Source organism: Celerinatantimonas sediminis (genome assembly GCF_046054195.1).
Taxonomy (GTDB): domain Bacteria; phylum Pseudomonadota; class Gammaproteobacteria; order Enterobacterales; family Celerinatantimonadaceae; genus Celerinatantimonas.
In genome coordinates this window covers 1-23,844 of sequence record NZ_JBEQCS010000010.1, presented here as the reverse complement: position 1 = coordinate 23,844, position 23,844 = coordinate 1, and the positions used below count along the sequence as shown (strand labels likewise).

The 23,844-nt window shown below is 45.7% G+C and carries 20 protein-coding genes and 2 pseudogenes; 3 read left to right on the top strand and 19 right to left on the bottom strand.

Annotated elements, in window-relative coordinates; all coding sequences use genetic code 11:
* Positions 1–117: 117 nt before the first annotated feature.
* A complete protein-coding gene (locus ABTQ23_RS12455; protein ID WP_408616066.1) occupies positions 118–870 on the top strand; it encodes a cell division protein ZapD in 753 nt (250 codons plus the stop codon).
* The gene (yacG, locus tag ABTQ23_RS12450) at positions 867–1,061 is read left to right on the top strand and encodes a DNA gyrase inhibitor YacG (RefSeq protein ID WP_408616065.1); all 195 of its coding nucleotides are present in this window, start codon (positions 867–869) and stop codon (positions 1,059–1,061) included. The genes ABTQ23_RS12455 and yacG overlap by 4 nt, the downstream gene beginning before the upstream one ends.
* Here the strand turns inward: yacG and mutT are convergent.
* The 3 genes and pseudogenes from mutT to secA all read right to left on the bottom strand — a co-directional run.
* Positions 1,058–1,456, bottom strand: a complete 399-nt coding sequence (gene mutT, locus ABTQ23_RS12445) for an 8-oxo-dGTP diphosphatase MutT (protein ID WP_408616064.1) — start codon at positions 1,454–1,456, stop codon at positions 1,058–1,060. The genes yacG and mutT overlap by 4 nt on opposite strands.
* Before the next feature lie 58 nt (positions 1,457–1,514).
* Positions 1,515–1,595 (bottom strand): annotated as a pseudogene (locus ABTQ23_RS12440) (SEC-C metal-binding domain-containing protein); the annotation flags it as partial.
* Positions 1,596–1,748: 153 nt separating this feature from the next.
* Positions 1,749–4,247, bottom strand: a pseudogene (gene secA / locus ABTQ23_RS12435) (preprotein translocase subunit SecA); the annotation flags it as partial.
* Positions 4,248–4,678: 431 nt separating this feature from the next.
* On the opposite strand from secA, the gene ABTQ23_RS12430 reads away from it, so the two are divergent.
* Positions 4,679–5,137: a DciA family protein gene (locus ABTQ23_RS12430; protein ID WP_408616063.1), complete on the top strand. Its 459-nt coding sequence runs from the start codon at positions 4,679–4,681 to the stop codon at positions 5,135–5,137.
* 21 nt (positions 5,138–5,158) lie between these two features.
* On the opposite strand, the gene lpxC is transcribed toward ABTQ23_RS12430, so the two are convergent.
* From lpxC to ABTQ23_RS12350, 16 genes are all read right to left on the bottom strand, one after another.
* The gene (gene lpxC / locus ABTQ23_RS12425) at positions 5,159–6,082 is read right to left on the bottom strand and encodes a UDP-3-O-acyl-N-acetylglucosamine deacetylase (protein ID WP_408616062.1); all 924 of its coding nucleotides are present in this window, start codon (positions 6,080–6,082) and stop codon (positions 5,159–5,161) included.
* A 94-nt stretch (positions 6,083–6,176) separates the two neighbouring features.
* Positions 6,177–7,346, bottom strand: a complete 1,170-nt coding sequence (gene ftsZ, locus ABTQ23_RS12420) for a cell division protein FtsZ (protein WP_408616061.1) — start codon at positions 7,344–7,346, stop codon at positions 6,177–6,179.
* Positions 7,347–7,388: 42 nt separating this feature from the next.
* The gene (gene ftsA, locus ABTQ23_RS12415) at positions 7,389–8,645 is read right to left on the bottom strand and encodes a cell division protein FtsA (RefSeq protein WP_408616060.1); all 1,257 of its coding nucleotides are present in this window, start codon (positions 8,643–8,645) and stop codon (positions 7,389–7,391) included.
* Positions 8,626–9,420 (bottom strand): cell division protein FtsQ/DivIB, encoded by a 795-nt coding sequence (locus ABTQ23_RS12410; protein ID WP_408616059.1) that lies wholly within the window; start codon positions 9,418–9,420, stop codon positions 8,626–8,628. The genes ftsA and ABTQ23_RS12410 overlap by 20 nt, the downstream gene beginning before the upstream one ends.
* A 117-nt stretch (positions 9,421–9,537) precedes the next feature.
* Positions 9,538–10,998 (bottom strand): UDP-N-acetylmuramate--L-alanine ligase, encoded by a 1,461-nt coding sequence (murC, locus tag ABTQ23_RS12405; protein WP_408616058.1) that lies wholly within the window; start codon positions 10,996–10,998, stop codon positions 9,538–9,540.
* Positions 10,999–11,006: 8 nt separating this feature from the next.
* Positions 11,007–12,074, bottom strand: coding sequence for an undecaprenyldiphospho-muramoylpentapeptide beta-N-acetylglucosaminyltransferase (gene murG, locus ABTQ23_RS12400; protein ID WP_408616057.1), 1,068 nt, complete (start codon positions 12,072–12,074; stop codon positions 11,007–11,009).
* Complete coding sequence (ftsW, locus tag ABTQ23_RS12395) at positions 12,071–13,267, bottom strand: cell division protein FtsW (RefSeq protein ID WP_408616056.1); 1,197 nt, start codon at positions 13,265–13,267, stop codon at positions 12,071–12,073. Before ftsW ends, murG begins: the two co-directional genes overlap by 4 nt.
* Positions 13,258–14,568, bottom strand: coding sequence for a UDP-N-acetylmuramoyl-L-alanine--D-glutamate ligase (murD, locus tag ABTQ23_RS12390; RefSeq protein WP_408616055.1), 1,311 nt, complete (start codon positions 14,566–14,568; stop codon positions 13,258–13,260). The genes ftsW and murD overlap by 10 nt, the downstream gene beginning before the upstream one ends.
* A gap of 28 nt (positions 14,569–14,596) precedes the next feature.
* Positions 14,597–15,679, bottom strand: a complete 1,083-nt coding sequence (mraY, locus tag ABTQ23_RS12385) for a phospho-N-acetylmuramoyl-pentapeptide-transferase (RefSeq protein ID WP_408616054.1) — start codon at positions 15,677–15,679, stop codon at positions 14,597–14,599.
* Positions 15,673–17,055: a UDP-N-acetylmuramoyl-tripeptide--D-alanyl-D-alanine ligase gene (locus ABTQ23_RS12380; RefSeq protein ID WP_408616053.1), complete on the bottom strand. Its 1,383-nt coding sequence runs from the start codon at positions 17,053–17,055 to the stop codon at positions 15,673–15,675. The genes mraY and ABTQ23_RS12380 overlap by 7 nt, the downstream gene beginning before the upstream one ends.
* Complete coding sequence (locus ABTQ23_RS12375; protein WP_408616052.1) at positions 17,049–18,518, bottom strand: UDP-N-acetylmuramoyl-L-alanyl-D-glutamate--2,6-diaminopimelate ligase; 1,470 nt, start codon at positions 18,516–18,518, stop codon at positions 17,049–17,051. The genes ABTQ23_RS12380 and ABTQ23_RS12375 overlap by 7 nt, the downstream gene beginning before the upstream one ends.
* Complete coding sequence (locus ABTQ23_RS12370; protein WP_408616051.1) at positions 18,505–20,250, bottom strand: peptidoglycan D,D-transpeptidase FtsI family protein; 1,746 nt, start codon at positions 20,248–20,250, stop codon at positions 18,505–18,507. Before ABTQ23_RS12370 ends, ABTQ23_RS12375 begins: the two co-directional genes overlap by 14 nt.
* A complete protein-coding gene (gene ftsL, locus ABTQ23_RS12365; RefSeq protein ID WP_408616050.1) occupies positions 20,247–20,564 on the bottom strand; it encodes a cell division protein FtsL in 318 nt (105 codons plus the stop codon). Before ftsL ends, ABTQ23_RS12370 begins: the two co-directional genes overlap by 4 nt.
* On the bottom strand, positions 20,561–21,505 hold the full coding sequence (rsmH, locus tag ABTQ23_RS12360; protein WP_408616049.1) for a 16S rRNA (cytosine(1402)-N(4))-methyltransferase RsmH: 945 nt from the start codon (positions 21,503–21,505) through the stop codon (positions 20,561–20,563). The genes ftsL and rsmH overlap by 4 nt, the downstream gene beginning before the upstream one ends.
* Positions 21,506–21,961, bottom strand: a complete 456-nt coding sequence (gene mraZ / locus ABTQ23_RS12355) for a division/cell wall cluster transcriptional repressor MraZ (protein WP_408616048.1) — start codon at positions 21,959–21,961, stop codon at positions 21,506–21,508. It lies immediately after the preceding gene.
* Between the two features lie 360 nt (positions 21,962–22,321).
* Positions 22,322–23,617, bottom strand: a complete 1,296-nt coding sequence (locus ABTQ23_RS12350; RefSeq protein ID WP_408616047.1) for an adenylosuccinate synthase — start codon at positions 23,615–23,617, stop codon at positions 22,322–22,324.
* Between the last annotated feature and the right edge of the window lie 227 nt (positions 23,618–23,844).

Genomic DNA, 23,844 nt, shown 5'->3' with positions numbered 1-23,844 from the left:
AGAATCTTTGTATAAAGATTCATAGTTGATGTGTATCAATAGGCAATGACAGCGCATAATGCAATCGATACACTACACTTAATATCTATAAGTCATCAAAGGTTAGAGTTTTTAATTGTGACTAGTGAATTAGTTTTTGAACATCCACTGAATGAAAAAATTCGCACTTATCTGCGGGTGGAAACACTATTTAATCAGCTTGAGCAGATCAAAACGACCTTAAGTGAAGGCGACAGTAGTGTTCAAAATTTTTTCCGCACACTGTTTGATTTAAATGATGTGTTAGATCGCTGTGAATGGCGCAGCGACTTGCTTAAAGATCTGGATAAACAGCGCCAGCTATTTCGTCAATGGGCCAATGCACCACAAATCGATATCGGTAAGGTCGATGAGTTAGTCTCAAAAACCGAAGATTATTTTCGCACCATCAACCAGCATCCCAAACTGGCTAATTTTATAAAAGAGGACCGATTGTTGAGCCTCATCCGGCAGCGCTTAACGCTACCAGGTGGGACATGCAGTTTCGATCTCCCCCAACTGTATTTTTGGCAACATCAAAGCCTTGAGCAACGCATTAGTGATATTGAAAAGTGGGTTCATCCATTTGCCATCATCGCTGAAGTCATGGGCTTTTTACTCAGTATGCTCAGAGAACAAAGTGTCGAAGAACAGGTTACTGCTCAAGGCGGTTTTTATCAGGGACAGCGCGAAGGTTGCGTTATGCTTCGAATCGCCATCAATGGTGAACTCAGAGGCTTTCCGACTATCAGCGGTCATAAAAATCGTTTCGCGATTAAGTTTATGTCGCTTGAAGGAGCCATCACCGATGACTTAAACTTTACGCTAACCTGTTGCAGGAGTTTTCAATGAGTAAAGTAACTTTGGTGAATTGTCCTATTTGCCATAAACAATGTGAGTATTCACAAGATAATCCATGGCGACCTTTTTGTAGCGAGCGTTGCAAATTAATCGACTTGGGAGAATGGGCTAACGAAGAAAAGGCCATCCCCGGACAATCGATAGCCGAGGATGAAGATAAGCCTGATAGTTGGAATTTTTAATTTTTCGACAGTAACTCATCTAGAATTGGCTGGTTAGCCTCAGGAAACGGGTAATCAGCTAATTGTTCTTTTGCCACCCATTTTAGCGGTTGCCCTTCTTTACCTTGTTCTGTGCCTGAAAAATCATTAACCCAGTAGATATTTAAGTTAACCGCTTTATCAGGATACTGATGGTGGATCTGCTGGCGCTTTTGACAAGCTTCTGGATTAATTTCAATTCCAAGCTCCTCATTAAGCTCTCTGGCTAAAGCCTCAACCTCACCTTCACCAGACTCTACCTTTCCACCAGGAAACTCCCACAAGCCTCCCTGATGCTGTTTAGCACTGCGTTTGGCGATAAGGATTTCGTCATTTCGGATAATTACACCGACCACCACATTGACTTCTTTGCTCACTTCATTGCTCCTGTATCGTCGATAAAAAAGCCCGGGATAAACCGGGCTTTTGCAACATTTAATTTAACCGCCCATGGCAGTGTTTATATTTTTTACCACTACCACAAGGGCAAGGGTCATTGCGCCCAATTTTTTTGCCTTCGCGAATATACTGCTGCACTTTACGCGTGCCTTCGTCATCATCGCCGCCAGTGCTATCGTAATCACCCGAACCTTGATGTTTGGCATTTTCGCTCAGTTGCTGAGCCTGTTCACGGCGCAAACGCTCCATCTCTTCGACTTCTTCAGGCGCTTGCACTTCAACCCGGCTGAGCACACTAATCACATCGTATTTAAGTGAATCCAGCATCTGAGTAAACAGTTCAAATGACTCGCGTTTGTACTCTTGTTTTGGATCGCGTTGGGCATAGCCACGTAAGTGGATCCCTTGGCGCAGATAATCCATCGCCGCCAGATGTTCTTTCCATAATTGGTCAAGAGTTTGCAACATCACTGATTTTTCAAACTGCCGCATGACCTCTTCACCCACCAGTTCAACTTTCGTCTGATAGGCTTTTGTGGCTTCTTCGATAATGCGATCGCGCAATGTTTCTTCATAAAGTTTATCGTCTTCATCCAGCCAGTGCTGAATCGGCAACTCTAAACCGAAATCATTTTTCAGGTGCTCTTCAAGCCCTTTAATATCCCACATCTCTTCAAGCGATTGCGGTTGAATAAAGTTATCGATAGCTTGATTAAAGACATCTTCGCGAATCACATGAATGGTTTCAGAAATATCATCCGCATCCATGAGCTCGTTACGTTGTTCATAAACCACTTTACGCTGGTCATTGGCAACATCATCAAATTCGAGCAAAGATTTACGAATATCAAAGTTACGCCCTTCAACTTTACGCTGAGCATTTTCAATGGCGCGAGAAACCCAAGGATGCTCGATGGCTTCGCCGTGTTTCATCCCCAGTTTTTTCATCATGCCGCTGACTTTGTCAGAGGCAAATATACGCATTAAGGGGTCTTCCATCGACAAATAGAAGCGGCTTGAACCTGGGTCGCCTTGTCGACCAGCACGACCACGCAACTGGTTATCAATACGACGAGATTCATGGCGCTCTGTACCGATAATATGCAAACCACCCGCGGCAATAACCTGTTCATGCACTTTTTGCCACTGAGCTTTAATTTGCTCGCTTTGTTCCTCGCTAGGCTCGTCTAAAGCTTCAGCTTTTGACTTCCAATTCCCACCTAAGATGATATCGGTCCCACGACCTGCCATGTTGGTGGCAATAGTCACAGCGCCAGGAACACCCGCTTCAGCGATAATATCCGCTTCTCGTTCATGGTGTTTAGCGTTTAGCACTTCATGTTTAATCTTGTTCTTTTTCAGAAGATTCGAGAGATATTCTGAGTTTTCAATGGATGCCGTACCAACCAGTACTGGCTGACCTCGTTCCATACACCCTTTAATATCTTCGATAATCGCTTCGTATTTTTCTTCTGCGGTTAAAAAGACCAAATCGCCCATGTCCTTACGGACCATCGGTTTGTTGGTTGGAATAACAACCGTATCTAGACCATAAATCTGCTGGAACTCAAAGGCTTCAGTATCAGCCGTACCAGTCATACCGGCGAGTTTGTCGTAAAGACGGAAATAGTTCTGGAAGGTAATGGAAGCTAATGTTTGGTTTTCACTTTGAATTGGCACACCTTCTTTGGCTTCAACAGCTTGGTGTAGGCCTTCAGACCAACGACGCCCTTCCATTGTACGCCCGGTGTGCTCATCAACGATAACCACTTCTTGTTTTTCATTGATGATATAATCCACGTCCCGCTCAAACAACGTGTGAGCACGCAGTGCGGCATTTACGTGGTGCAGAAGCGAAATACTAGAGGCCGAATAAAGCGATTGTTCTTCGGCGAGTATACCTTTCTCATGCAATAGCTGCTCAACAAATTCTTGACCTCGTTCGGTCAGATAAACCTGTTTAGCTTTCTCATCAACGGTAAAATGCCCGTCTCCGGTATAATCTTCACTATCTTCTTTATCTTGTTTTTGAAGCGCAGGAATAACCTGATTAACTTTGATATAAAGTTCAGAGCTATCTTCAGCAGCCCCAGAGATAATCAGTGGTGTACGAGCTTCATCGATTAAGATGGAGTCCACTTCATCGATTAATGCATAGTACAGTGGGCGTTGCACGCGTTGTTCTGGTGCATAGGCCATGTTGTCACGTAGATAATCGAAACCAAATTCGTTGTTGGTCCCGTAGGTAATATCAGCTTTATAGGCAGCGATTTTTTCTTCAGGAGCCATTCCAGCGACATTCACTGAAACACTCATACCCAGAAAATCAAACAATGGCCGGTTAGAGTCAGCATCACGGGTGGCCAAATAATCGTTCACCGTGATAACGTGAACGCCTTTGCCAGTTAACGCATTTAGATAAGCAGGTAAAGTCGCTGTGAGAGTTTTACCTTCACCGGTGCGCATTTCAGCGATTTTATTATCGTTAAGCACCATGCCGCCAATCAACTGGACGTCAAAGTGACGCATTCCAAAAATTCGTTTTGAAGCTTCACGAACAGTTGCAAAAGCTTCAGGAAGTAACGCATCAAGTGCTTCTCCCTCATCTAATCGAGAACGAAACTCTGCTGTTTTCGCCTGCAGTTGTTCATTGCTGAGCGCTTCAAAATCAGGTTCCATTTCATTGATTTGTCGGACAATCTTGCGTAACTGCTTGACCGTACGCTGGTTTCGGCTACCAATAATTTTGGTAAGAATTTTACTTATCATGCGTATTATCTTTTAAGAGTCATTCAAATTATGATGACACAAGCTAAGAGCATCTAAGCTTGTGAAAATCGCTTCCAAATCGGACAAGTGTCATATTTTATGGGCAAACGAGCCATAATGATTCTAAACATGGCAAATTACCATACCATTAACGGATGCAATCTCAAGTTCATCCTTGTCCGTACAAAACAAACGCCTACACTGAATCACTGTGCAATCAAGAGAAAACATGAAGGTTTTAAAGGCATGCTCTCAGGAGACTTACGTCTTAAACCATCGGCTATATTGATAGATGGAGGCGTTATGTTAAAAATTCAACTCAAATGAATTGAGTTTATCCTATCATTTCATTTACGATGAGCCGAGATTATTGACTCAACTTTTATTTTTGGCAAAAATTTGCGTTTTAACCCGCTTAATAAGGAGTGATCATGGCCAAACGAGTGCACCAGCCTATTGATATTGATCACTTGTTTTCTCGCGGTCCGTTGGCTCAAATCAGGCAAAATAGTGAACAACGAGAAAAGCTAACTAAAAGCACGCAACATATTTTACACCAATATCATCTGGATAACTGTCAGCTCACCCATTTAGAGAACTCTAAAGCGGTTATCAGTGCACCCAATGCAGCCTGGATGACGCGTTTAAGACAACTTAAAAGTCAACTGCTTAGCGAGCTTCGAAAAGCACATCCAAGCCTTATCTCACTGGAGATAAAGGTCAATCCAAATTTGGCTAGCATTAAACCAGAAGCGGCTGTAAAAATCACTAAATCACGACAAATTAGCCCGCAAAGTGCGCAAAATATTCGCGACTCAGCCAAACATCTGCCTGATGAATTAAAAGAAAGACTGGAAAGGATAGCGGCGCTTTGCGGAGAGAAAAAATAACGCGCCGCTATACAAGATTGCTTAGAATGCCTGCAGAGGCTGACTGTAAGTGAGCGGTACTTCAGCAGCTTCATCATCAAAGGTCACAATTTCAAAAGCTTGTGGTGTTGATAACAATTTACGAGCCAACATATTGTTCAATGCATGGCCTGATTTGTAAGCACACAAATGCCCCAAAATTGAATGTCCGGTTAAGCAAAGGTCGCCAATCGCGTCCAGAACTTTATGACGAACAAATTCATCTTCGTAACGAAGACCTTCATCGTTGATGATCCGATATTCATCCAAAACAATTGCGTTTTCTAAGCTCCCACCGAGTGCCAAATTATGCGCTTGCATAAACTCAACATCTCGCAAGAAGCAGAATGTTCTGGCTCGACTCAGCTCTTTGACGAATTTAACACTGTCAAAATCCATTGAGATACTTTGATTGCGCCCAGAAATCGCTGGATGTTCAAAATCGATGGCAAAATCGATTTTAAAGCCGGCAGGATTTGGCCGCAATTCTGCCCATTTTCCTTCTTCTGCCTCTACCCGCACAGTTTCTTTAATGCGGATAAATTTTTTCAATGCATTCTGCTGTTCAATGCCAGCTGACTGCAATAAGAAGACAAACGGACTAGAACTACCATCCATAATTGGAATTTCCGGTGCATCAACTTCGACCACTAAGTTATCGAGTCCTAAAGCAGCAACAGCAGATAACAAGTGTTCAATGGTCGCGATACGATTTCCTCGTTCATCAACCAAGCCAGTACAAAGCATTGTATCCTGGACCAAGTCGGCGCTTGCCGGAATAGACACTACAGGGTCCAAATCAACCCGTCGGAATACAATCCCGGTATTGACAGGTGCCGGATTGAGCGCAATGGTCACTTTGTTACCTGAATGCAAACCAATACCAGTCGCATGCACAGGTTTCGCAAGTGTTCGCTGTTTAATCATGGGCACAAAAACCTCTCGTCAAATCCGGCCATCGTCAAAAATTAGTCGGATATTCTATCATAAGTAAAGACAATTCTACAGCTCGATTCACGTCTTAATCTGCTTGACGGCGCAAAAATGCTGGAATATCTAAATATTCTAGATCATTTTTTTGCTCAGCAGGAGCTGGAGCATGTCCACCTACCGCAGCTTTACTTTCTGGTGCTGGCGGTGCAGATTGCTGCATGTTTGATGCCACTTGTTGTGGCTGTGGTTTGGCAACTTCTTTACTGACCGGATTATTCACCAAAGTGATATCTGGACGGCGTTCAGAGCCAATCCCTGTTGCAACAACCGTCACGCGCAACTCTTCGCTCATGTCAGGGTCAATCACTGCACCAACCACCACTGTTGCATTTTCTGATGCAAACGCTTTAACCGCGTTACCCACTGTTTCAAACTCTTCGATACTCATATCAAAGCCAGCCGTAATGTTGACCAGAATACCGCGAGCACCCGCTAAATCGACATCTTCCAGTAGTGGGCTAGAAATTGCAGTTTCAGCAGCTTCCTCTGCGCGGTCATCACCTTTGGCAACACCAGTTCCCATCATCGCAGTGCCCATCTCGCGCATTACTGTGCGAACGTCAGCAAAGTCGACGTTAATCAAGCCTGGACGAGTAATCAGCTCAGCAATCCCCTGAACAGATCCCAACAGCACATTGTTCGCTGCTTTAAAAGCATCAAGCAGTGAAACACCACGGCCCAATACTTTAAGTAACTTATCGTTCGGAATTGTAATTAATGAATCCACCGATTGAGATAACTCATCAATCCCGCTTTGTGCATAAGCACTACGTTTTTTGCCTTCAAAGGCAAACGGACGAGTCACGACGGCAACCGTTAAAATTCCTAACTCTTTAGCTACTTCAGCAACAACGGGAGCAGCTCCGGTACCAGTGCCACCGCCCATTCCTGCTGCGATAAATACCATATCGGCACCTTCGAGCAAATCTTGAATTTGTTCTCTGTCTTCAGTTGCCGCATTTCGTCCAACTTCTGGATTTGCGCCTGCGCCAAGGCCTTTGGTAATACTGCCGCCAATCTGCAGGGTTTTATCTGCAGTGGAATTACGCAATGCCTGAGCATCAGTATTTATTGCAATAAATTCAACACCTTCAATAGACTGTTGAACCATATGCTCGACGGCATTGCCGCCACCGCCACCGACACCAACCACTTTAATAACGGCTTCGTCGGTATGACTATCCATAATCTCAAACATAATTCTCTCTCCGCATGATTCGTCGGCCTTTAGACCAACGGATTAAAACTCACCTTGAAACCAGCTCTTCACTCGTTTCAAAAGATTACTTACAGAACCGGGCGCTTTATCATCGGTAAAGCGCTCGTAGCGGTTTTCCCTTCCGTAATGCAACAAGCCAACAGCCGTTGCATATGTTGATGACTGAACATATTCGGTCAGACCGGCGACCCGCTCAGGTTTACCGACCCGGACCTGACACTGCAGAATTTGCTCAGCACACTCAACAATTCCTTCCATCTGGGCTGCCCCACCGGTGAGTACCACTCCGGCACCCAACTGATGTTTCACCCCTTGTTTTTTCAATTTATCGCGCAGTTCATCTAACTCAGCTTTGACCATTGAGAGCAACTCGCTATAACGTGGCTCAATGACTTCTGCTAATGTTTGACGCTGCAAACTGCGTGCAGGACGACCACCGACACTTGGAACTTCAATCGTGTCATCCCGACTCACTAGTTGACCTAACGCACAGCCATATTGAACCTTAACGTTTTCAGCATCTCCCAGTGGCGTGCCAAACGCATAGGCAATATCACTGGTGACTGCATTACCTGCATATGGGATAACCGTAGTATGTCGCAGTGCGCCGCCAGTATACGCGGCTAAATCCATGGTTCCGGCACCGATATCAACCAGGCAAACCCCCAACTCTTTTTCGTCATCGGTTAAAACTGCATAGCTTGATGCCAACGCTGAAAAAATAAGCTGATCAACTTTAAGCCCACAGCGTTCAACACACTTGACGATATTACGTGCCATGTCGTTGTGGCAGGTGATTAAATGGACTTTTGCTTCCATTCGCACGCCGGATAATCCAATCGGATTTTTAATCCCTTCTTGATAATCAATCGCAAATTCTTGAGGCAACACATGCAGCACGCGGTGTTCATCTTTTAAGCGCACCGATTTTGCTGTATGGATGGCATTATCAACGTCTTCTTGAGTCACTTCATCTTCGTTGATAGGCACCATGCCCTTTTCGTTCATGCAGCTAATATGCTTGCCAGAAATCCCCAGATAAACAGAACTAATCTGGCAATCGGCCATCAGCTCAGCTTCGTGCACTGCTCTTTGCACTGATTTCACGACAGCTTCAAGATCGTTAACGCCTCCTTTATCCATCCCTTTGGATGAATGAGAACCGACACCAATAATATTTAATTGGTTATCCGGGAGTACTTCACCGATCAGCACCGCTACTTTTGAGCTGCCAATATCTAATCCCACAATTAGATTTTTATCTGTCGCCTTGGTCATTCGCCGTCGAATCCTGTTGCTGTTTCCAACCTACTGCCAGACCGTTGTTATAACGTAAATCTGCATAAGCCATTTTTTCCGGATGCAGTTGGTCGTATAAACTGATAAACCGCTGCAACCGTTTAATCCGGTCACTCTGTCCAAGCCGTAACTGGATACCATTTGTCAATGTCAGAGACCATGAACGCCTTGCGTTTAAAGTCACTGACTGAATTGATAACTGCTTAGCAGCTACCAATTTCTGCATATTTTGCCAAGCGCTGAGTATTTCGCTGGCAAAATCATCAGGGCCATTTAAATGAACCAGATCTTTGTGAACATCACTCACTGGTGCATTAAATATCTCGCCTTGCGGATTGAGCAGCGCTTTATTATTCCAAAACGCTTCGACCTGCTGCTCCTGCAAGTGAACTCTGAGCTTGTTAGGCCACTGCTTACGAACACTCACTTGCTGTACCCAAGGCAAAGCTTCCAGAGCCTTTTGCACCTTATTCACATCTAAGGTAAAAAAGTTGCCAGCCTGAGGCACCTGTTTCAAGGCCCTTTGTAAATCTGCATCACTCACATAATGACGATCACCTGAAATCAAAATTGAGGTCATCGGCATCAGTTTTGAGTTACTCAACTGGTGATAGATATCCACTGCGCCACTGACGCAGAAAATAACGACCGCCAGAAAAAATAGCACCCCGGCAAAATACGGTTTATCAATCCGCCCACTCACAGCACTCGAAAAGCGCAGTAATCTGGGAATTGTCTGTAGTGCTACGCGCACTTATCATTCCTACATTTAAAACTGGTCATTATAGCGCCAGCTTCATTGCCTTTAAATGCTAGATTCAAAGCCTTAGCAACAAAATTTATCGATATCTTGCAATAATAGGTCTTTTCTCTAGCAACCATCAGATAACTCTTTCATTTTTTCAATATTTAATTCAAGTTCACCCAAACGGCGCGCCAACGCGCCAATGTTGCCAGCACCTTGAGTTATCACCAGATCCTGATCGCGAACAACTTCGGCTAAACGCGCGGGTAGCTCCTGTGGAGTTCGCACATAGATCGGTTCTAAGCCACGCTGACGCAAAGAGCGGCATAATGCGCGACTATCAACGCCTGGGATCGGATCCTCGCCAGCACTATAAACTTCCAGTAGCAATAACTGGTCAACTTGACTAAGCACATCTAAAAAGTCTTCATATAAGTCGCGAGTTCGCGTATAGCGATGCGGCTGATAAGCCATCACCAAGCGCCGTTCTGGCCAAGCCTGACGAGCCGCTGCAATCGTTGCCGCTACTTCAGTTGGATGATGCCCATAGTCATCGAGTAAAATTGCTTTGCCACGACCGGTTTCAAATTCACCATATTGCTGAAAACGCCGTCCAATCCCCTGAAAATTATTTAACGCTTCGACGATATACTCATCACTGATGCCATCTTCACTGGCGATTGCAATGGCTGCCGCGGCATTAAGCGCGTTATGTCGCCCAGGCATGGCCAGCTCAATAGCCAAAGGTGGTAAATCATGACGAGTGACATTAAATCGGCAGCGATCTCTAAGCTGGGTAAAATCGCTGATACGAACATCAACGCCTTCGGAAAAACCATAGGTGATCACTTGACGCCCGATTTGTGCAATTAATGAGCTCACCACGGGATCATCAGCGCAGACAACCGCCACACCATAAAAAGGCAGGTTATGTAAAAATTTGATAAATGTCTGCTGCAAACGGCTAAAGTCACCCGCGTAGGTATCCATGTGGTCAGCTTCAATGTTTGTAACCACAGCCATCATCGGTTGCAGATGCAAAAAGGACGCATCACTTTCATCAGCTTCAGCAATCAAATAACGACTTGTGCCCAAACGGGCATTGGTCCCGGCACTATTTAATAACCCGCCGATGACAAAAGTTGGGTCGCGCTGTGCCTGAGCATAGATAGAGGCAATCAAACTCGTGGTTGTCGTTTTACCGTGAGTGCCAGCAACCGCAACACCATGGCGATAGCGCATCAACTCAGCTAGCATTTCCGCTCGACGCACGACAGGAATACGCAATTTGCGCGCGGCTTCTACTTCTGGGTTACCTTCATGAATGGCAGATGAAACAACCACTACACTAGCGCCGTTAACATTTTCGGCTTTATGTTCAAAAGCAATATCAGCACCGAGCTCACTTAAGCGATCCGTCATCATACTGTGCTGTTGGTCTGAGCCGCTAACTTGATAGCCTTCGTTTGCTAAAACTTCAGCAATACCGCCCATCCCAGCGCCACCAATCCCAACAAAGTGGATCCGTTTAACCCGTCGCATTTCTGGGATCATTAAACGTATTTTGGCCAATTCGACTTTTGTCATTGTTCTACTCATTTCTTACCTATTTGCTGGCACACATCGGCAACTTGTTGTGTTGCATCGTTAATCGCCAATTTCAACGCTTCGCGTGACATCATTTCACGCACCGATGGTTTAGCCAGCTCTTGTAATAATTCGCTTAGATGCAGTGCATCTAGCTGTGCTTGCGGCAATATTCGCGCCGCACCGTGATCTGCCAGATAACGTGCATTTTTCGTTTGATGGTCGTCTACCGCATGGGGCAATGGCACAAAAATCGCGGGCAAACCAGCGGCTGCCAATTCACTCACCGTTAATGCTCCGGCTCGACAGATAACCAAGTCGGCCCAGCGATAGGCTTGCGCCATATCATCTATAAATTCATCAACTTGAACATGATTCACCCCGAGGGCGCGATAACGCTGCAAGGTTGAATCACCATTGCCACGGCCCACCTGATGGTGAACCTGCAAGGCCAAGTTTCCACATGATTGGATAGCACCAGGGAGCTGTTCATTTAAAACTTGGGCTCCTAAGCTGCCCCCAATCACCAAAATATTCATTCGGTTAGTAAAAATCCGTGCGCCTCGGCCGACTTCCACAATCTCTAAACGCACAGGGTTGCCAACTTGCTGCGCGCCCGGTAATGCTTTAGGAAACGCGGCCAAAGAACGGCTCGAAAACCGGTTAAGCCAACGATTGGTCATTCCAGCAACGGCATTCTGCTCATGGATCACCAATGGAATACCCATCATTCTTGCAGCGATGCCACCGGGGCCACTGGCAAAGCCGCCCATTCCCAGCACCACATTGGGCTTAAGCTTCTTAAACACTGAACGCGCTTGCATCACTGCCCGCAATATTTTCCAAGGCGCGGCAAGTTTACGAATTAATCCGTTGCCACGCACGCCTTTAATATCTAAAAATTCAATATCAAAACCATGGCGCGGAACTAAGTCAGCTTCCATCCGAGTTGGCGTACCCAGCCAAGTAATTTTCCAGCCGCGTGATTGCATCAATCGAGCAACAGCAAGTCCTGGAAAAACATGACCGCCAGTACCACCAGCCATTACGACTAAATGAGGCATATGCTGGTTCATTCGCCCTCCTTGCGATAGGCTTGTTGATTCGCTTGGCGCCACTCGTAATCAATTCGAAGTAGCAATCCAACAGCAACCGACATCACCAACAAACTTGAGCCGCCATAACTTACCAGCGGCAATGTTAATCCTTTAGTTGGCATCATTCCCGATGCCGCACCAATATTCACAGCACTTTGAAATGCAATCCAAAATCCCATTCCGCTAGCCAAATACCCTTCAAATGGTTGATTGCTTTTTAACGCCCGCTGACCAATCGCAATCGCTTTGTATGACAACCAAGCAAACAGCGCTAAAACAATACAGACGCCAACAAAACCGAGCTCTTCAGCCAAAATAGCCATCACGAAGTCAGTATGTGCCTCTGGTAGATATTCCAGTTTTAAAACCGAATTTCCTAATCCTTCACCAAACCACTGTCCTCGGCCAAATGCCATCAAGGATTGGGTAAGCTGATAACCGCTGCCAAACGGATCTTGCCAAGGGTTCAAAAACGATGTCACACGCCGCATTCGATATGGTTCGGCAACAATCAAAATCACCACCGCCACAATGCCGCTAGACATTAATCCAATAAATTGAATCAATTTCGCGCCGGCAATAAACAGCATTCCGATGGTCGCAACAAACATAACGACGACGGTTCCTAAATCTGGCTGGGCTAAAATCATCACGGCTAATACGCACAAAACAACCAGCGGTTTTAAAAACCCTTTTAGGTTTTCTCGTATTTCCTGATTTCGGCGAACCAAATAACCAGCCAGATAAGCAAATAAAGCTAATTTTGCGAACTCTGCAGGCTGGATATTTAATGGTCCAAAGCCAATCCAGCGCTTACTCCCGTTAATATCGTGGCCCACGATTAAAACCAATAACAACCCAGCCATTGTGGCCAAGAGAAATTTGGCATTGTGCTGCTTCCAGAGCTCTACCGGGCACTGCACCACGACTGCCATGGCGATTAAACAAATTACGACATAAACCGCGTGATGCTTAACAAATAAAAATGGGCTGTGGTGTGAAGCCATGCTCTCAGCAATAGAAGCTGAAGCTACCATCACCAAACCTAGACATAACAAACCAATCGCTAACAACAACAATTGGCGGTCATACAATCGCCCAGTTTCAAAGGCCTGAGGTTGTCTTAACCAACCCCATGGACGCTGCAGTTTCGGGATTAACCTTAGCTGCATAATCCCTCCACCAGCTCTCTAAAGTGATCGCCTCTGGCGGCAAAGCCCGGATACATGTCCCAGCTTGCACACGCTGGCGATAACAAAATTCGATCGCCTGGTTTGGCTTGTGCCGTTAAATAATCAATCGCTTCGGGTAAATCTTTTACGCGGTGCGAAAGTGGATAAACTTGCGCAATTTTATCCGCATCTTGACCAAAGATTGCCACACCAGCCGTTTTAGCCAGCCAAGGTGCAAGCTCTGAAAAATCAGCGCCTTTACCATCGCCACCTGCAATCAACCAAGTTTGTCCCGCATCATGTTCAAAGCCCTGTAGCGCGGCGATTGTGGCACCGATGTTGGTCGCTTTTGAATCATTGATATAGTCAATGCCCTGAAACTGCGCTATGAATTCACAGCGATGCGTTAGTCCGCCAAAAGTGCGAAGCACTTCAAGCATGGCGCTGCGGTCAATCCCTGCGGCATCGCCCAAGGCAATAGCACACAGTGCGTTAGCCCAGTTATGCCGGCCGCTCATCTTCAATTCGCTGCAAGCAATAAGCTTGCTCTGGCCTGCCATCAGCCAGTACTGACCATTATCTTCACAGACCCAATAGTCCGCTGGTTTATTCAATGAGAATTGCTTAATGTTTTGCTCATTGGCATTCTCAGGCATCGTTGCTAAGTCATCAGCATTCACCAAACACATTTGGCAATGGCGATAGATGCGGCGTTTGGCATCCCGGTAATCCGCTAAGTCTCGATAACGGTTCATATGATCGCTGGTCACATTTAATACCGTTGCGCCAACCAATTGCAGCGAGTCAGTTGTTTCAAGCTGAAAACTAGATAACTCCAACACATACAGCTTGGCATCATGCTCGAGCAGCTCCAATACCGGAGTTCCAATATTTCCGCCAACACCGACATTAATTCCAGCCGCTTGTGCCATCTTGCCAACTAACGTCGTCACTGTCGTTTTACCGTTACTGCCGGTAATGCCAATCACTGGGGCATCGCACAAAGATGCAAACAGCTCAACATCGCCGATAATGGCTTTACCTGCGAGACGTAATCTTGCAAACAGTTCGCTGCGCACGCTCAATCCCGGTGCAACGACCAAAGTATCCAGCACCATCAATTCAGCTTCAAAGCGCTCAAGTTCGCCTTTTAAAAGTGATACTTGTGCAGGCAATTGCTCTGCCAATGCCGGATTTTCACGCGTATCAAACACAACAGGTGTAATCCCCTGACGCAATAGATAACGAACTGTAGCCAACCCTGAGCGACCCAGTCCGATAACGCCATATTGTTGTGTCATTTGCATTCCCATTTACCGCTTGCCTCGACTAACGAACTTTTAAGGTCACAAGACCAATCAGTACTAAAATCAATGAAATAATCCAGAAACGGACGATAACACGAGTTTCTGGCCACCCTTTTAACTCATAGTGATGATGAATCGGCGCCATGCGAAAAATCCGCTTTTTACGCAGTTTGTATGAGCCAACTTGCAAGATGACCGAGACAGTTTCGGCAACGAACACGCCGCCCATAATCACTAATAAAAATTCCTGACGTACCAGTACAGCAACTGCGCCAAGAGCAGCGCCAATGGAGAGCGAGCCCACATCGCCCATAAAGACCTGCGCGGGATAAGTGTTAAACCATAAAAAGGCAAGCCCGGCACCACTTAACGCGGTACAAACCACCATTAACTCACTGGCTCGATGAACATAAGGGATAAACAGGTATTGCGAGAAATGGCTATTGCCGGTGACCCATGCCAGCAGCGCAAACGCACCGGCAACCAGAACACTTGGCATAATTGCCAGTCCATCCAACCCATCGGTTAGATTGACCGCATTACTTGAACCGACAATCACAAAGTAAGTCAGTGGGATAAACAGCCAGCCCAGTTGCGGCATAATCTCTTTGACAAAGGGAATCACCAATTGCGTTTGCGCTGGGTTATCAGCAGTAGCATAGATAAATATCCCAACACTTAGCGCCACAACTGACTGCCAAAAGTATTTCCAGCGCGCCACTAATCCGTCAGTATTTTTACGCACGACTTTTCGATAATCATCAACAAAACCAATCAGTGCGTAGCTACCAAACACATACAACATGATCCAAACATACTGGTTATCCAATCGCGCCCATAACAGCGTCGAAAGAAATACCGAAGCGAGGATCATCAAGCCGCCCATAGTTGGGGTGCCAGCTTTACTTAAATGGGTTTTAGGGCCGTCATCACGGACGGTTTGCCCAACCTGCAATAATTGCAGGCGATGAATGACTTTTGGGCCTAGCCATAACCCGAATGTCAGCGCAGTCAAAAGACTCATCACTGCCCGAAAGGTCAGATAATCAAACAACGCAAAAGCGTGGATGTATTGTTCTAAAAATCCCGCTAACCAAACTAACATTGATGAACCTTATTAAAATTTTGTTGAATAAATTGGACAGTCTTTTCCATCTGACTACTCCTAGAACCTTTCACGACAACCAACGCATTTGAATGATGCGCATCGAGCTCATGAAGGCGCGCTAACAATGCTTTAGCCAGCGATTGCTGGTCGTCATAATACAAGCCATAGTCACCGGCACTTTGGGCGGCATATTTCATCTGAGCCCCCGTTGCAATTAGTTCAATGTGACGCGCTTTTGCCTGCTCGCCTAATGCTTGGTGGGCTGACTTACTTTGCTCACCTAACTCGCCCATATCTCCGGCAACTAACATAGCAAAGCTATCGCGACTACAAAGCACATCTAAAGCGGCATTAAATGAATTTGGATTGGCATTATAAGTGTCATCAAAAAGCGTAATATGCTCAGACAGTTTCAGTCGCCGCAGGCGGCCACTCACACCGGAGAATTCACTTAATGCTTTGGCGCACTCATCTACACTCATGCCCATCTGCAAAGCCATAGCACTAGCTGCACAGCCATTTTTAACATTGTGCAAACCTGGTGTTTTCAATTTGACTAAAGCGCTCTCGACACCACAGCAAAGATTGAATTGATAACAGCCATCACTTAAACATTTCGCATCCTCAGCCCAAACATCAGCGGTTTGCGATAAACCGAAGCTCACGCTGCGAGCTTTATCTGTTTTTTGTTTAAACAAATTAAGATAAGGACTGTCGGATTCGAAAACAGCACATCCTTGTTCATCAAGCGCTGCAAAAATCTCACTTTTTTCATTGGCCACGCCATCACGGCTGCCGAATCCCTCGATATGGGCATCCCCAACGTTATTGACCAGTGCGACATCCGCTTTGGCTATATTTGCGGTATAGGTGATCTCCCCCGGATGATTTGCACCAAGCTCTAACACCATCGCTTGATGTTCTTCATTTAAGCGCAATAAAGTCAGTGGCAAGCCGATATCATTATTAAAATTACCTTGGGTAAACAACACGTTATATTTGAGATTTAAAATAGCACTGAGCATCTCTTTTACGGTTGTTTTGCCATTGCTGCCGGTAATGGCCGCAACGGGTCCGGTAAATTGCTGGCGCTGCCAAGCGGCGATTTGTCCTAATGCAATGCGCGTATCTTTCACCCGAACAATAGGAATATCCAGCTCGATATCCTGGCTCACTAACGCAGCTCCCGCGCCACACTGAGCCACTTGCTGAAGGTAATGATGACCATCAAAGTGATCGCCAACCAGAGCGATAAACAGCTCTTCTGGCGCAATATGGCGGCTGTCAGTACAGATTGAGCTAATTGGCTGATCATCACCAATCAGTTGTCCTTGGCAAACCAGCGCGATATCAGACAGATTCATTGTTAACATAAGCACTCCTTAACGGCTTGCGCGACAAATGAGCGCTCATCGTAAGCAAGTTTGTCATGGCCGATAATTTGATAATCTTCATGCCCTTTGCCTGCAACCAAGATCATGTCTTGGTGCCCTGCCTGTTCTAATGCCATCTTGATGGCTGTTCGTCTGTCTAAAATCACTCGATAAGAAAAAGAATCAGAAAAACCGCTGCAGATATCTTGGGCAATTTGCTCAGGCACTTCGGTTCGAGGATTATCATTGGTGACAATCACCACGTCCGCATATTGCTCGGCAGCCTGTGCCATCAATGGCCGTTTACCGCGGTCGCGATCGCCTCCGCAGCCAAAAATACAATAGAGTTTGCCTTGGCAATGGCTGCGTAATCCCTGCAGCGCTTTAGCAAGAGCATCGGGAGTATGGGCATAATCAACAACTACCTGAGAACTGCCACTGAACAGCTCCATTCGTCCGGGTACGGTTTGCAATTTATCGCAATCAGTTAACTGGTTTAGCGCAACTAACCCAAGTTCATCTAAACAGCTCACCGCTGCCAGCAGATTGCTCACATTAAATTCACCTAACAGGGGCACATCTAGCGCAACTTGCTCGTTGTGATGATGCACACTAATGCTCACGCCTTTGGGAGTCATCGCTTCAATCTGAGCATGCCAATCGGCATTAGCGTTTAGGCCAAAACTTTTGGCATGAGGATGCCTAGCCAGCAACTCAAGGCCAAATTCATCATCGCTATTAACCAACTGCACCTGAGAATCCGTCATCTCAAATAACCGCTCTTTGGCTTGCCCATAAGCTTGCATCGTGCCGTGGTAATCGAGATGATCCCGCGTCAAATTGGTAAAGATAGCCGCTTTAAAAGCTATTCCCGCAACTCGCCCTTGGTCCAACCCATGAGATGAAACCTCCATCGCCACCAACTGAATACCCGCACCAGCAAATTCACTTAAGGTTCGATAACTCGTTAAAATATCAGCGGTTGTGTTAAGCGCCCCGTGCAGTTCCCCTGGACGCCCATTACCCAAGGTGCCCATCACAGCGGCTTGGATATTGTGCTGATTGGCCAATGATGCGAGTAAGTGAGTCGTGGTACTTTTACCATTGGTGCCAGTGACACCCACAATATATTCTGGTAATGGGCCAAAACAACGCTTAGCAAGCGTTGCTAAATCAGCTTTTAAACTGTGCCGATAAACGATTGGAACACCATTGCGACTTTCAATTTGGCCATCTTGCTCAAGGCTTTGAGCCTGAGCTAAAATAGCAACTGCGCCCCTGGCAATTGCTTTGTCGATATATAAGCGACCATCACTTAAAGTCCCGACCACCGCGACAAACAAACAACCTGGTTTGACTTGGCGACTATCTATCACCAAATCATCCACGCTGACATTAAGCGCATCAGGTAGCGGGACATCTAACCAGCCCGCTAGAAGCGCAGCTAGTTTAACCTTCATCATTTTTATCCTGTAACTTTGAACCATCATCTAATGCGACCAAGCGGATGCCTTGCCCATCAGGTGGAACATTTAAATACTGTAAACTGCCAGACATGACCTTTGAAAATACTGGCGCTGCAATTTGCCCGCCGTAATAGCGATCGCCTTGCGGGTTGTTAATCACAACGGCGATTGCAAGTCGCGGATTACTCACAGGTGCTACACCTGCAAATAGCGCGACATAATTATCACTATAACCACCGGCATTGGCTTTACGGCTAGTGCCTGTTTTACCAGCCACTTGATACCCAGCTACTCGCGCTTTTGGTGCAGTCCCTTTATCGCTTACCACCGACTGCAACATTTTCAGCACCATCTCAGTGTGCTGACGATCAAAAACACGCTGTCCTTTGGGTGCTTTATCCAGCTTGAGTAACGACACCGGTCGGTCAATCCCACCTGAGCCCAAAATTGAATAGGCATGAGCAAGTTGCAGCGGCGTGACAGTCAGACCATAACCAAACGCCATCGTTGCCAACTCAAAGTCAGACCAGCGTCGGCGCTGAGGCACAATGCCGGTGGACTCACCATCAAGCCCCGTACCTAACACGTTGCCAAAGCCAACGGTATAAAACGTGTGCATGACCGAGTCGACTCCAGAGCGAATCGCCAATGTTGCGGCGCCGATATTACTCGATTTCTCTAAAATTGTGGTCAAATTCATCGGCCCTAGGACTTCATCGTCACGAACAATATGATGTCCAATGCGAATGTATCCTGGCCGGTTATCAATAATGGTGCTTTTGTTAGCAACACCTTTTTCCAAAGCCGTAAGCATAATAAACGGCTTCATCGTTGAGCCGGGCTCATAAGCATCGGTAACCGCTCGATTTCGATAACGGTAACTCTGCAATTGGCTGCGATCATTAGGATTAAATGACGGACTGTTGGCCATTGCCAAAACTTCACCGGTGCGAATATCAATCACCACCACACTGCCTGAGGTTGCCTTGGTTGCTTCAACCTCTCGCTTAAGTTCACGATAAGCCAGTGTCTGAATCCGTTGATCTAAGCTCAGCTCAATCGAGTGTCCGGGTTGCTGCTGCTTGATGATCGAGAGATCCTCAATGGTGCGTCTTAAGCGATCTTGGCGAACCAGTCGTTCACCGGGTTTACCGGTCAACCATTTGTCATAAGAGCGTTCAATGCCTTCTTGACCATGGTCATCAATGTTCACAAACCCAACCAAATGCGCACTAATTTCACCCGTTGGATAAAACCTGCGAGACTCAGGCTTGAGATAAATACCCGGAATATCCAACTTAGACACATAATCAGCTAAAGAACTGCTGACTTGACGGCGCAAATACACAAACCGCCGCTTGGGATTATCAAGCCTGCCTTCTAAATCCTTCACATTAGTATTGAGAACTTTGGCCAGTGCTTGCCATTGACGACGTTTATCAAAACTATGGTATTGCTGAATACGCAGCGGATCAGCCCAGATGGCCTGCACAGGCACACTAATCGCCAGTTCACTTCCATGGCGGTCAGTAATCATGCCTCGCTGTTCACGGGTTGTCTCAACGCGTACCGAACGTTTGTCCCCTTGACTGATGAGCTGTTTTGCATTCACCACCTGGATATAAGCCACTCGCCCAACCAATGCTGAGAAAACCAAGGCGATAGAGATTATCACGACAATGAAACGCCAGCGTATATAGAGATTCCCTAATTTCGATTTACGTTTCATGGCGTCACCAACACTTCATCTTTGGGTTGAGGACGCACCATATGCAGCTTTTGTTTAGCAAGCTGTTCAATACGGTTGTGTTCATCTAACGCATTATCTTCAATTAACAGGTGACGCCAGTTGTTATTTAACTGGTCTTGCTTATCGATAAGTTTGGCGCGTTGAGTAATGAGTAAACGGGTATTTTGAGTCGTCACGACAATTGCCAGAGCACTGACCAGACACAAAACGACAATCAGCCAAAACAACTTAAAATGTTTAAGGTCGCTTAAGATGATGCCGAGTAAACTTGGCTGGCGAGCACTTTGATTCATAGATTGATTCGCTGTGCAACACGCAACACAGAGCTGCGAGAACGGCTATTTTGGGAAACTTCCTCAAGCGATGGCTTATACGCTTTGCCAATGGCTTTTAAAGTGCGCCCTTCATTGAGCTGCGCCTCGGTTAATGGCAAACCAGGGGGATAATCTTTGCCCTTTTGCTGTTTACGAATGAAGCGTTTTACCAGCCTATCTTCTAATGAATGAAAACTAATCACAGATAATCGCCCATCAGGAGCGAGCACTTCAACAGCGCCTTCCAGAGCTTGGCTTATTTCATCAAGCTCACTATTAATAAAGATACGGATCGCCTGAAAACTACGCGTAGCAGGATGCTTATGCTTTTCTTTTACAGGCATCGCTTGGCTAATCAAGTTGGCTAATTCAAGCGTGCTACGCACAGGTTGTTGAGCGCGTTGCTCAATAATGGCGGTGGCGATCCGTCTTGCAAACTTTTCTTCACCGAACGTCTTCAATACCCAGACAATATCTTCCAGTTCAGCTTTTTCTAACCATTGCGCGGCAGTTTGCCCGCGGGTTGGATCCATACGCATGTCTAACGGACCATCACGTAAAAAGCTAAATCCTCGCGATGGGTCATCTAATTGCGGTGAAGAAACACCTAAATCTAATAAAACACCATTGATCTTTTTCGATAAACCGAGTTGTTCAACATACTCTTGTAGATGAGAAAAAGGCCCTTTTAATACAGTTACTCGCGCATCATCCAACGCAAGCTGTTCTGCGACCGCAATCGCTTGTGGATCTCGGTCTATTACCAGTAATTTTCCATTTTTGCCAAGCTGCGAAAGAATAAGACGGCTATGACCTCCTCGGCCAAACGTTCCGTCGATATATATTCCATCGGCAAAAATTTGAAGTGCATCCACCGATTCATTCAGCAATACACTTTGATGTTTAAATTGTTCAGTCATCTATAAAGAAAAGTCCCGCAGCTGGTCACTAAATAGTTCGTCGTCATCCGACACGCTTAGATCGCTTTCAATTTGGTCATTCCAATTCTGATCCGACCATATTTCAAACTTGTTCAATTGGCCAACCAACATCACTTGCTTCTCAAGCCCAGCATGTTGGCGCAGCGGTGCAGAAATCAGCAATCGGCCGTTTTTATCCATCTGACAGTCATCTGCATATCCTAATAACAAACGCTGCAAACGGCGCTCAGCCGGGTTCATACTCGATAATTTACGTAATTTACGCTCAATCTCTTCCCACTCATTAAGTGGATAAAGCAACAAACAATTGAGCGTGATATCAACTGTGCAAACCATCTGCCCTTGGCACTCTTCGCTAAGCCAATCACGATAACGAGTCGGCATTGCCAGCCGGCCCTTGCTATCAAGATTGATCGAATTCGCGCCACGTAACATGAGTATTAAAATCCTTTCTGATCCACAATGATCCACTTTTTACCACGTTAGTAAGTTTAAGGAGCCTCCCAGCCCTTTGCAAGCTTGCCAGTGCATCGAATTGAGTAATTTTTCAACTTTCTGTTAATAACAGCGGATAATTAGCTGATAAGGCAAAAGAATTAAGTCATTTATAAAAAAGTATGAAGATGTTGGAATAGCGCTAAAAAGCAGGCAAAAACGGCATAGAAAGCACTAAAAAGTATGAATATCTAGTGAATTTGTTTCTATGTCAGCTAAAACTGCAGATAAAATTGTGTTTTTAATAAAAATAAAAAAGCGGCTCACTGAGCCGCTTCATATCCAATCAAGTGCAAGATGTTAGGCAAATGGATGACGAAGAATAATCGTTTCTTCACGATCCGGACCCGTTGAAATGATATCAACCGGAACACCCAAAATATCTTCAATGCGTGCAATATAAGCCAATGCATTTTCAGGCAGTCCATCGCGACTTTTAACACCAAATGTGGATTCATCCCAACCAGGCAGAGTTTCATAAACAGGTTCAACATGTTCATAACCATCAGCTGCCATCGGTGGAATATCACGAAGTGAACCATCAGCCATTTTATAGCCAACACAAATTTTCACTTCTTTGAGACCATCAAGAACATCCAACTTGGTCAAGCATAAGCCAGAAATACTGTTAATTTGAATCGCTCGATGCATCGCAACTGCATCTAACCAACCTGTACGGCGGCGACGACCAGTGGTAGCTCCGAATTCCTGACCTTTCTGACAAAGCATTTCACCCACATCATCAGACAACTCAGTTGGGAATGGGCCAGCACCGACACGAGTCGCGTATGCTTTGGTAATTCCCAGAACATAATCTAAGTAACGAGGGCCAAAACCACTTCCTGTTGCAACCCCACCAGCGGTGGTGTTAGAGGATGTTACAAATGGGTAAGTCCCTTGGTCGATATCCAGCAATGTGCCTTGCGCACCTTCAAACATAATGCCATCGCCATTACGTCGAGCAGTATCCAACAGGCTACCAACATCTTTAACCATCGAAGTCAGCAGTGGTGCAAGTTCTTGCATGCGCGCTAGAACATCATCATAACTGACCGGGTCAACGTGATAATAGTTAGTCAGTTGGAAGTTATGATAATCCAGAACTTCTTTTAATTTGGCAGCAAATTGCTCCATATCGAACAAGTCACCAACCCGCAGACAGCGGCGCGCAACTTTATCTTCATAAGCTGGGCCAATACCTTTACCTGTCGTGCCAATCGCTTTTTTGCCAAGCGCTGCTTCACGAGCAGCATCCAGTGCAACGTGGTAAGGCAAAATTAATGGACATGCTTCGCTGAGCACCATCCGTTCACGAACAGGAATACCACGTTCTTCTAAGGTGGTCATCTCATCAACCAATGCTTCAGGAGACAAAACAACACCATTACCAATCACACAGGTAACTTTTTCACGTAATATGCCAGATGGAATGAGGTGAAGGACTGTTTTTTCACCATTAATGACAAGCGTATGACCAGCGTTATGGCCACCTTGGAAGCGCACTACATAAGCGGCTTTATCGGTTAGTAGGTCAACGACCTTACCTTTCCCTTCGTCTCCCCATTGGGAGCCGAGAACAACTACATTCTTTCCCATTATCCTAATTCAGCGCAGTAGTTAAAAATAGAGTCTATCAAATTTACCTAAAAGATGGGAGTGAGGACGCTCAAATATCCAGCTAATTAGAGCAAGTATAGAAATAACCAATGAAAGAGCCTAAACCCATCATTTTTAACAAACATTCATAAAAACAATCCTCCGGCATAGCCGGAGGTTTTTCATATGCGCCTGTAAGGCTTTCCTGCCAGCAGCGCCCTAGCAGG

Bases quoted from the DNA above. Each gene is read 5' to 3' on its own strand.
- murD (WP_408616055.1), bottom strand. From the start codon at position 14,568: ATGACACAACAATATGGCGTTATCGGACTGGGTCGCTCAGGGTTGGCT.
- ftsL (WP_408616050.1), bottom strand. From the start codon at position 20,564: ATGAATCAAAGTGCTCGCCAGCCAAGTTTACTCGGCATCATCTTAAGC.
- yacG (WP_408616065.1), top strand. From the start codon at position 867: ATGAGTAAAGTAACTTTGGTGAATTGTCCTATTTGCCATAAACAATGT.
- rsmH (WP_408616049.1), bottom strand. From the start codon at position 21,505: ATGACTGAACAATTTAAACATCAAAGTGTATTGCTGAATGAATCGGTG.
- ABTQ23_RS12350 (WP_408616047.1), bottom strand. From the start codon at position 23,617: ATGGGAAAGAATGTAGTTGTTCTCGGCTCCCAATGGGGAGACGAAGGG.
- ABTQ23_RS12370 (WP_408616051.1), bottom strand. From the start codon at position 20,250: ATGAAACGTAAATCGAAATTAGGGAATCTCTATATACGCTGGCGTTTC.
- murG (WP_408616057.1), bottom strand. From the start codon at position 12,074: ATGAACCAGCATATGCCTCATTTAGTCGTAATGGCTGGTGGTACTGGC.
- ABTQ23_RS12430 (WP_408616063.1), top strand. From the start codon at position 4,679: ATGGCCAAACGAGTGCACCAGCCTATTGATATTGATCACTTGTTTTCT.
- ABTQ23_RS12380 (WP_408616053.1), bottom strand. From the start codon at position 17,055: ATGTTAACAATGAATCTGTCTGATATCGCGCTGGTTTGCCAAGGACAA.
- murC (WP_408616058.1), bottom strand. From the start codon at position 10,998: ATGACAAAAGTCGAATTGGCCAAAATACGTTTAATGATCCCAGAAATG.
- mraY (WP_408616054.1), bottom strand. From the start codon at position 15,679: ATGTTAGTTTGGTTAGCGGGATTTTTAGAACAATACATCCACGCTTTT.
- ABTQ23_RS12375 (WP_408616052.1), bottom strand. From the start codon at position 18,518: ATGATGAAGGTTAAACTAGCTGCGCTTCTAGCGGGCTGGTTAGATGTC.
- ftsA (WP_408616060.1), bottom strand. From the start codon at position 8,645: ATGACCAAGGCGACAGATAAAAATCTAATTGTGGGATTAGATATTGGC.
- ftsW (WP_408616056.1), bottom strand. From the start codon at position 13,267: ATGCAGCTAAGGTTAATCCCGAAACTGCAGCGTCCATGGGGTTGGTTA.
- mraZ (WP_408616048.1), bottom strand. From the start codon at position 21,961: ATGTTACGTGGCGCGAATTCGATCAATCTTGATAGCAAGGGCCGGCTG.
- ftsZ (WP_408616061.1), bottom strand. From the start codon at position 7,346: ATGTTTGAGATTATGGATAGTCATACCGACGAAGCCGTTATTAAAGTG.
- lpxC (WP_408616062.1), bottom strand. From the start codon at position 6,082: ATGATTAAACAGCGAACACTTGCGAAACCTGTGCATGCGACTGGTATT.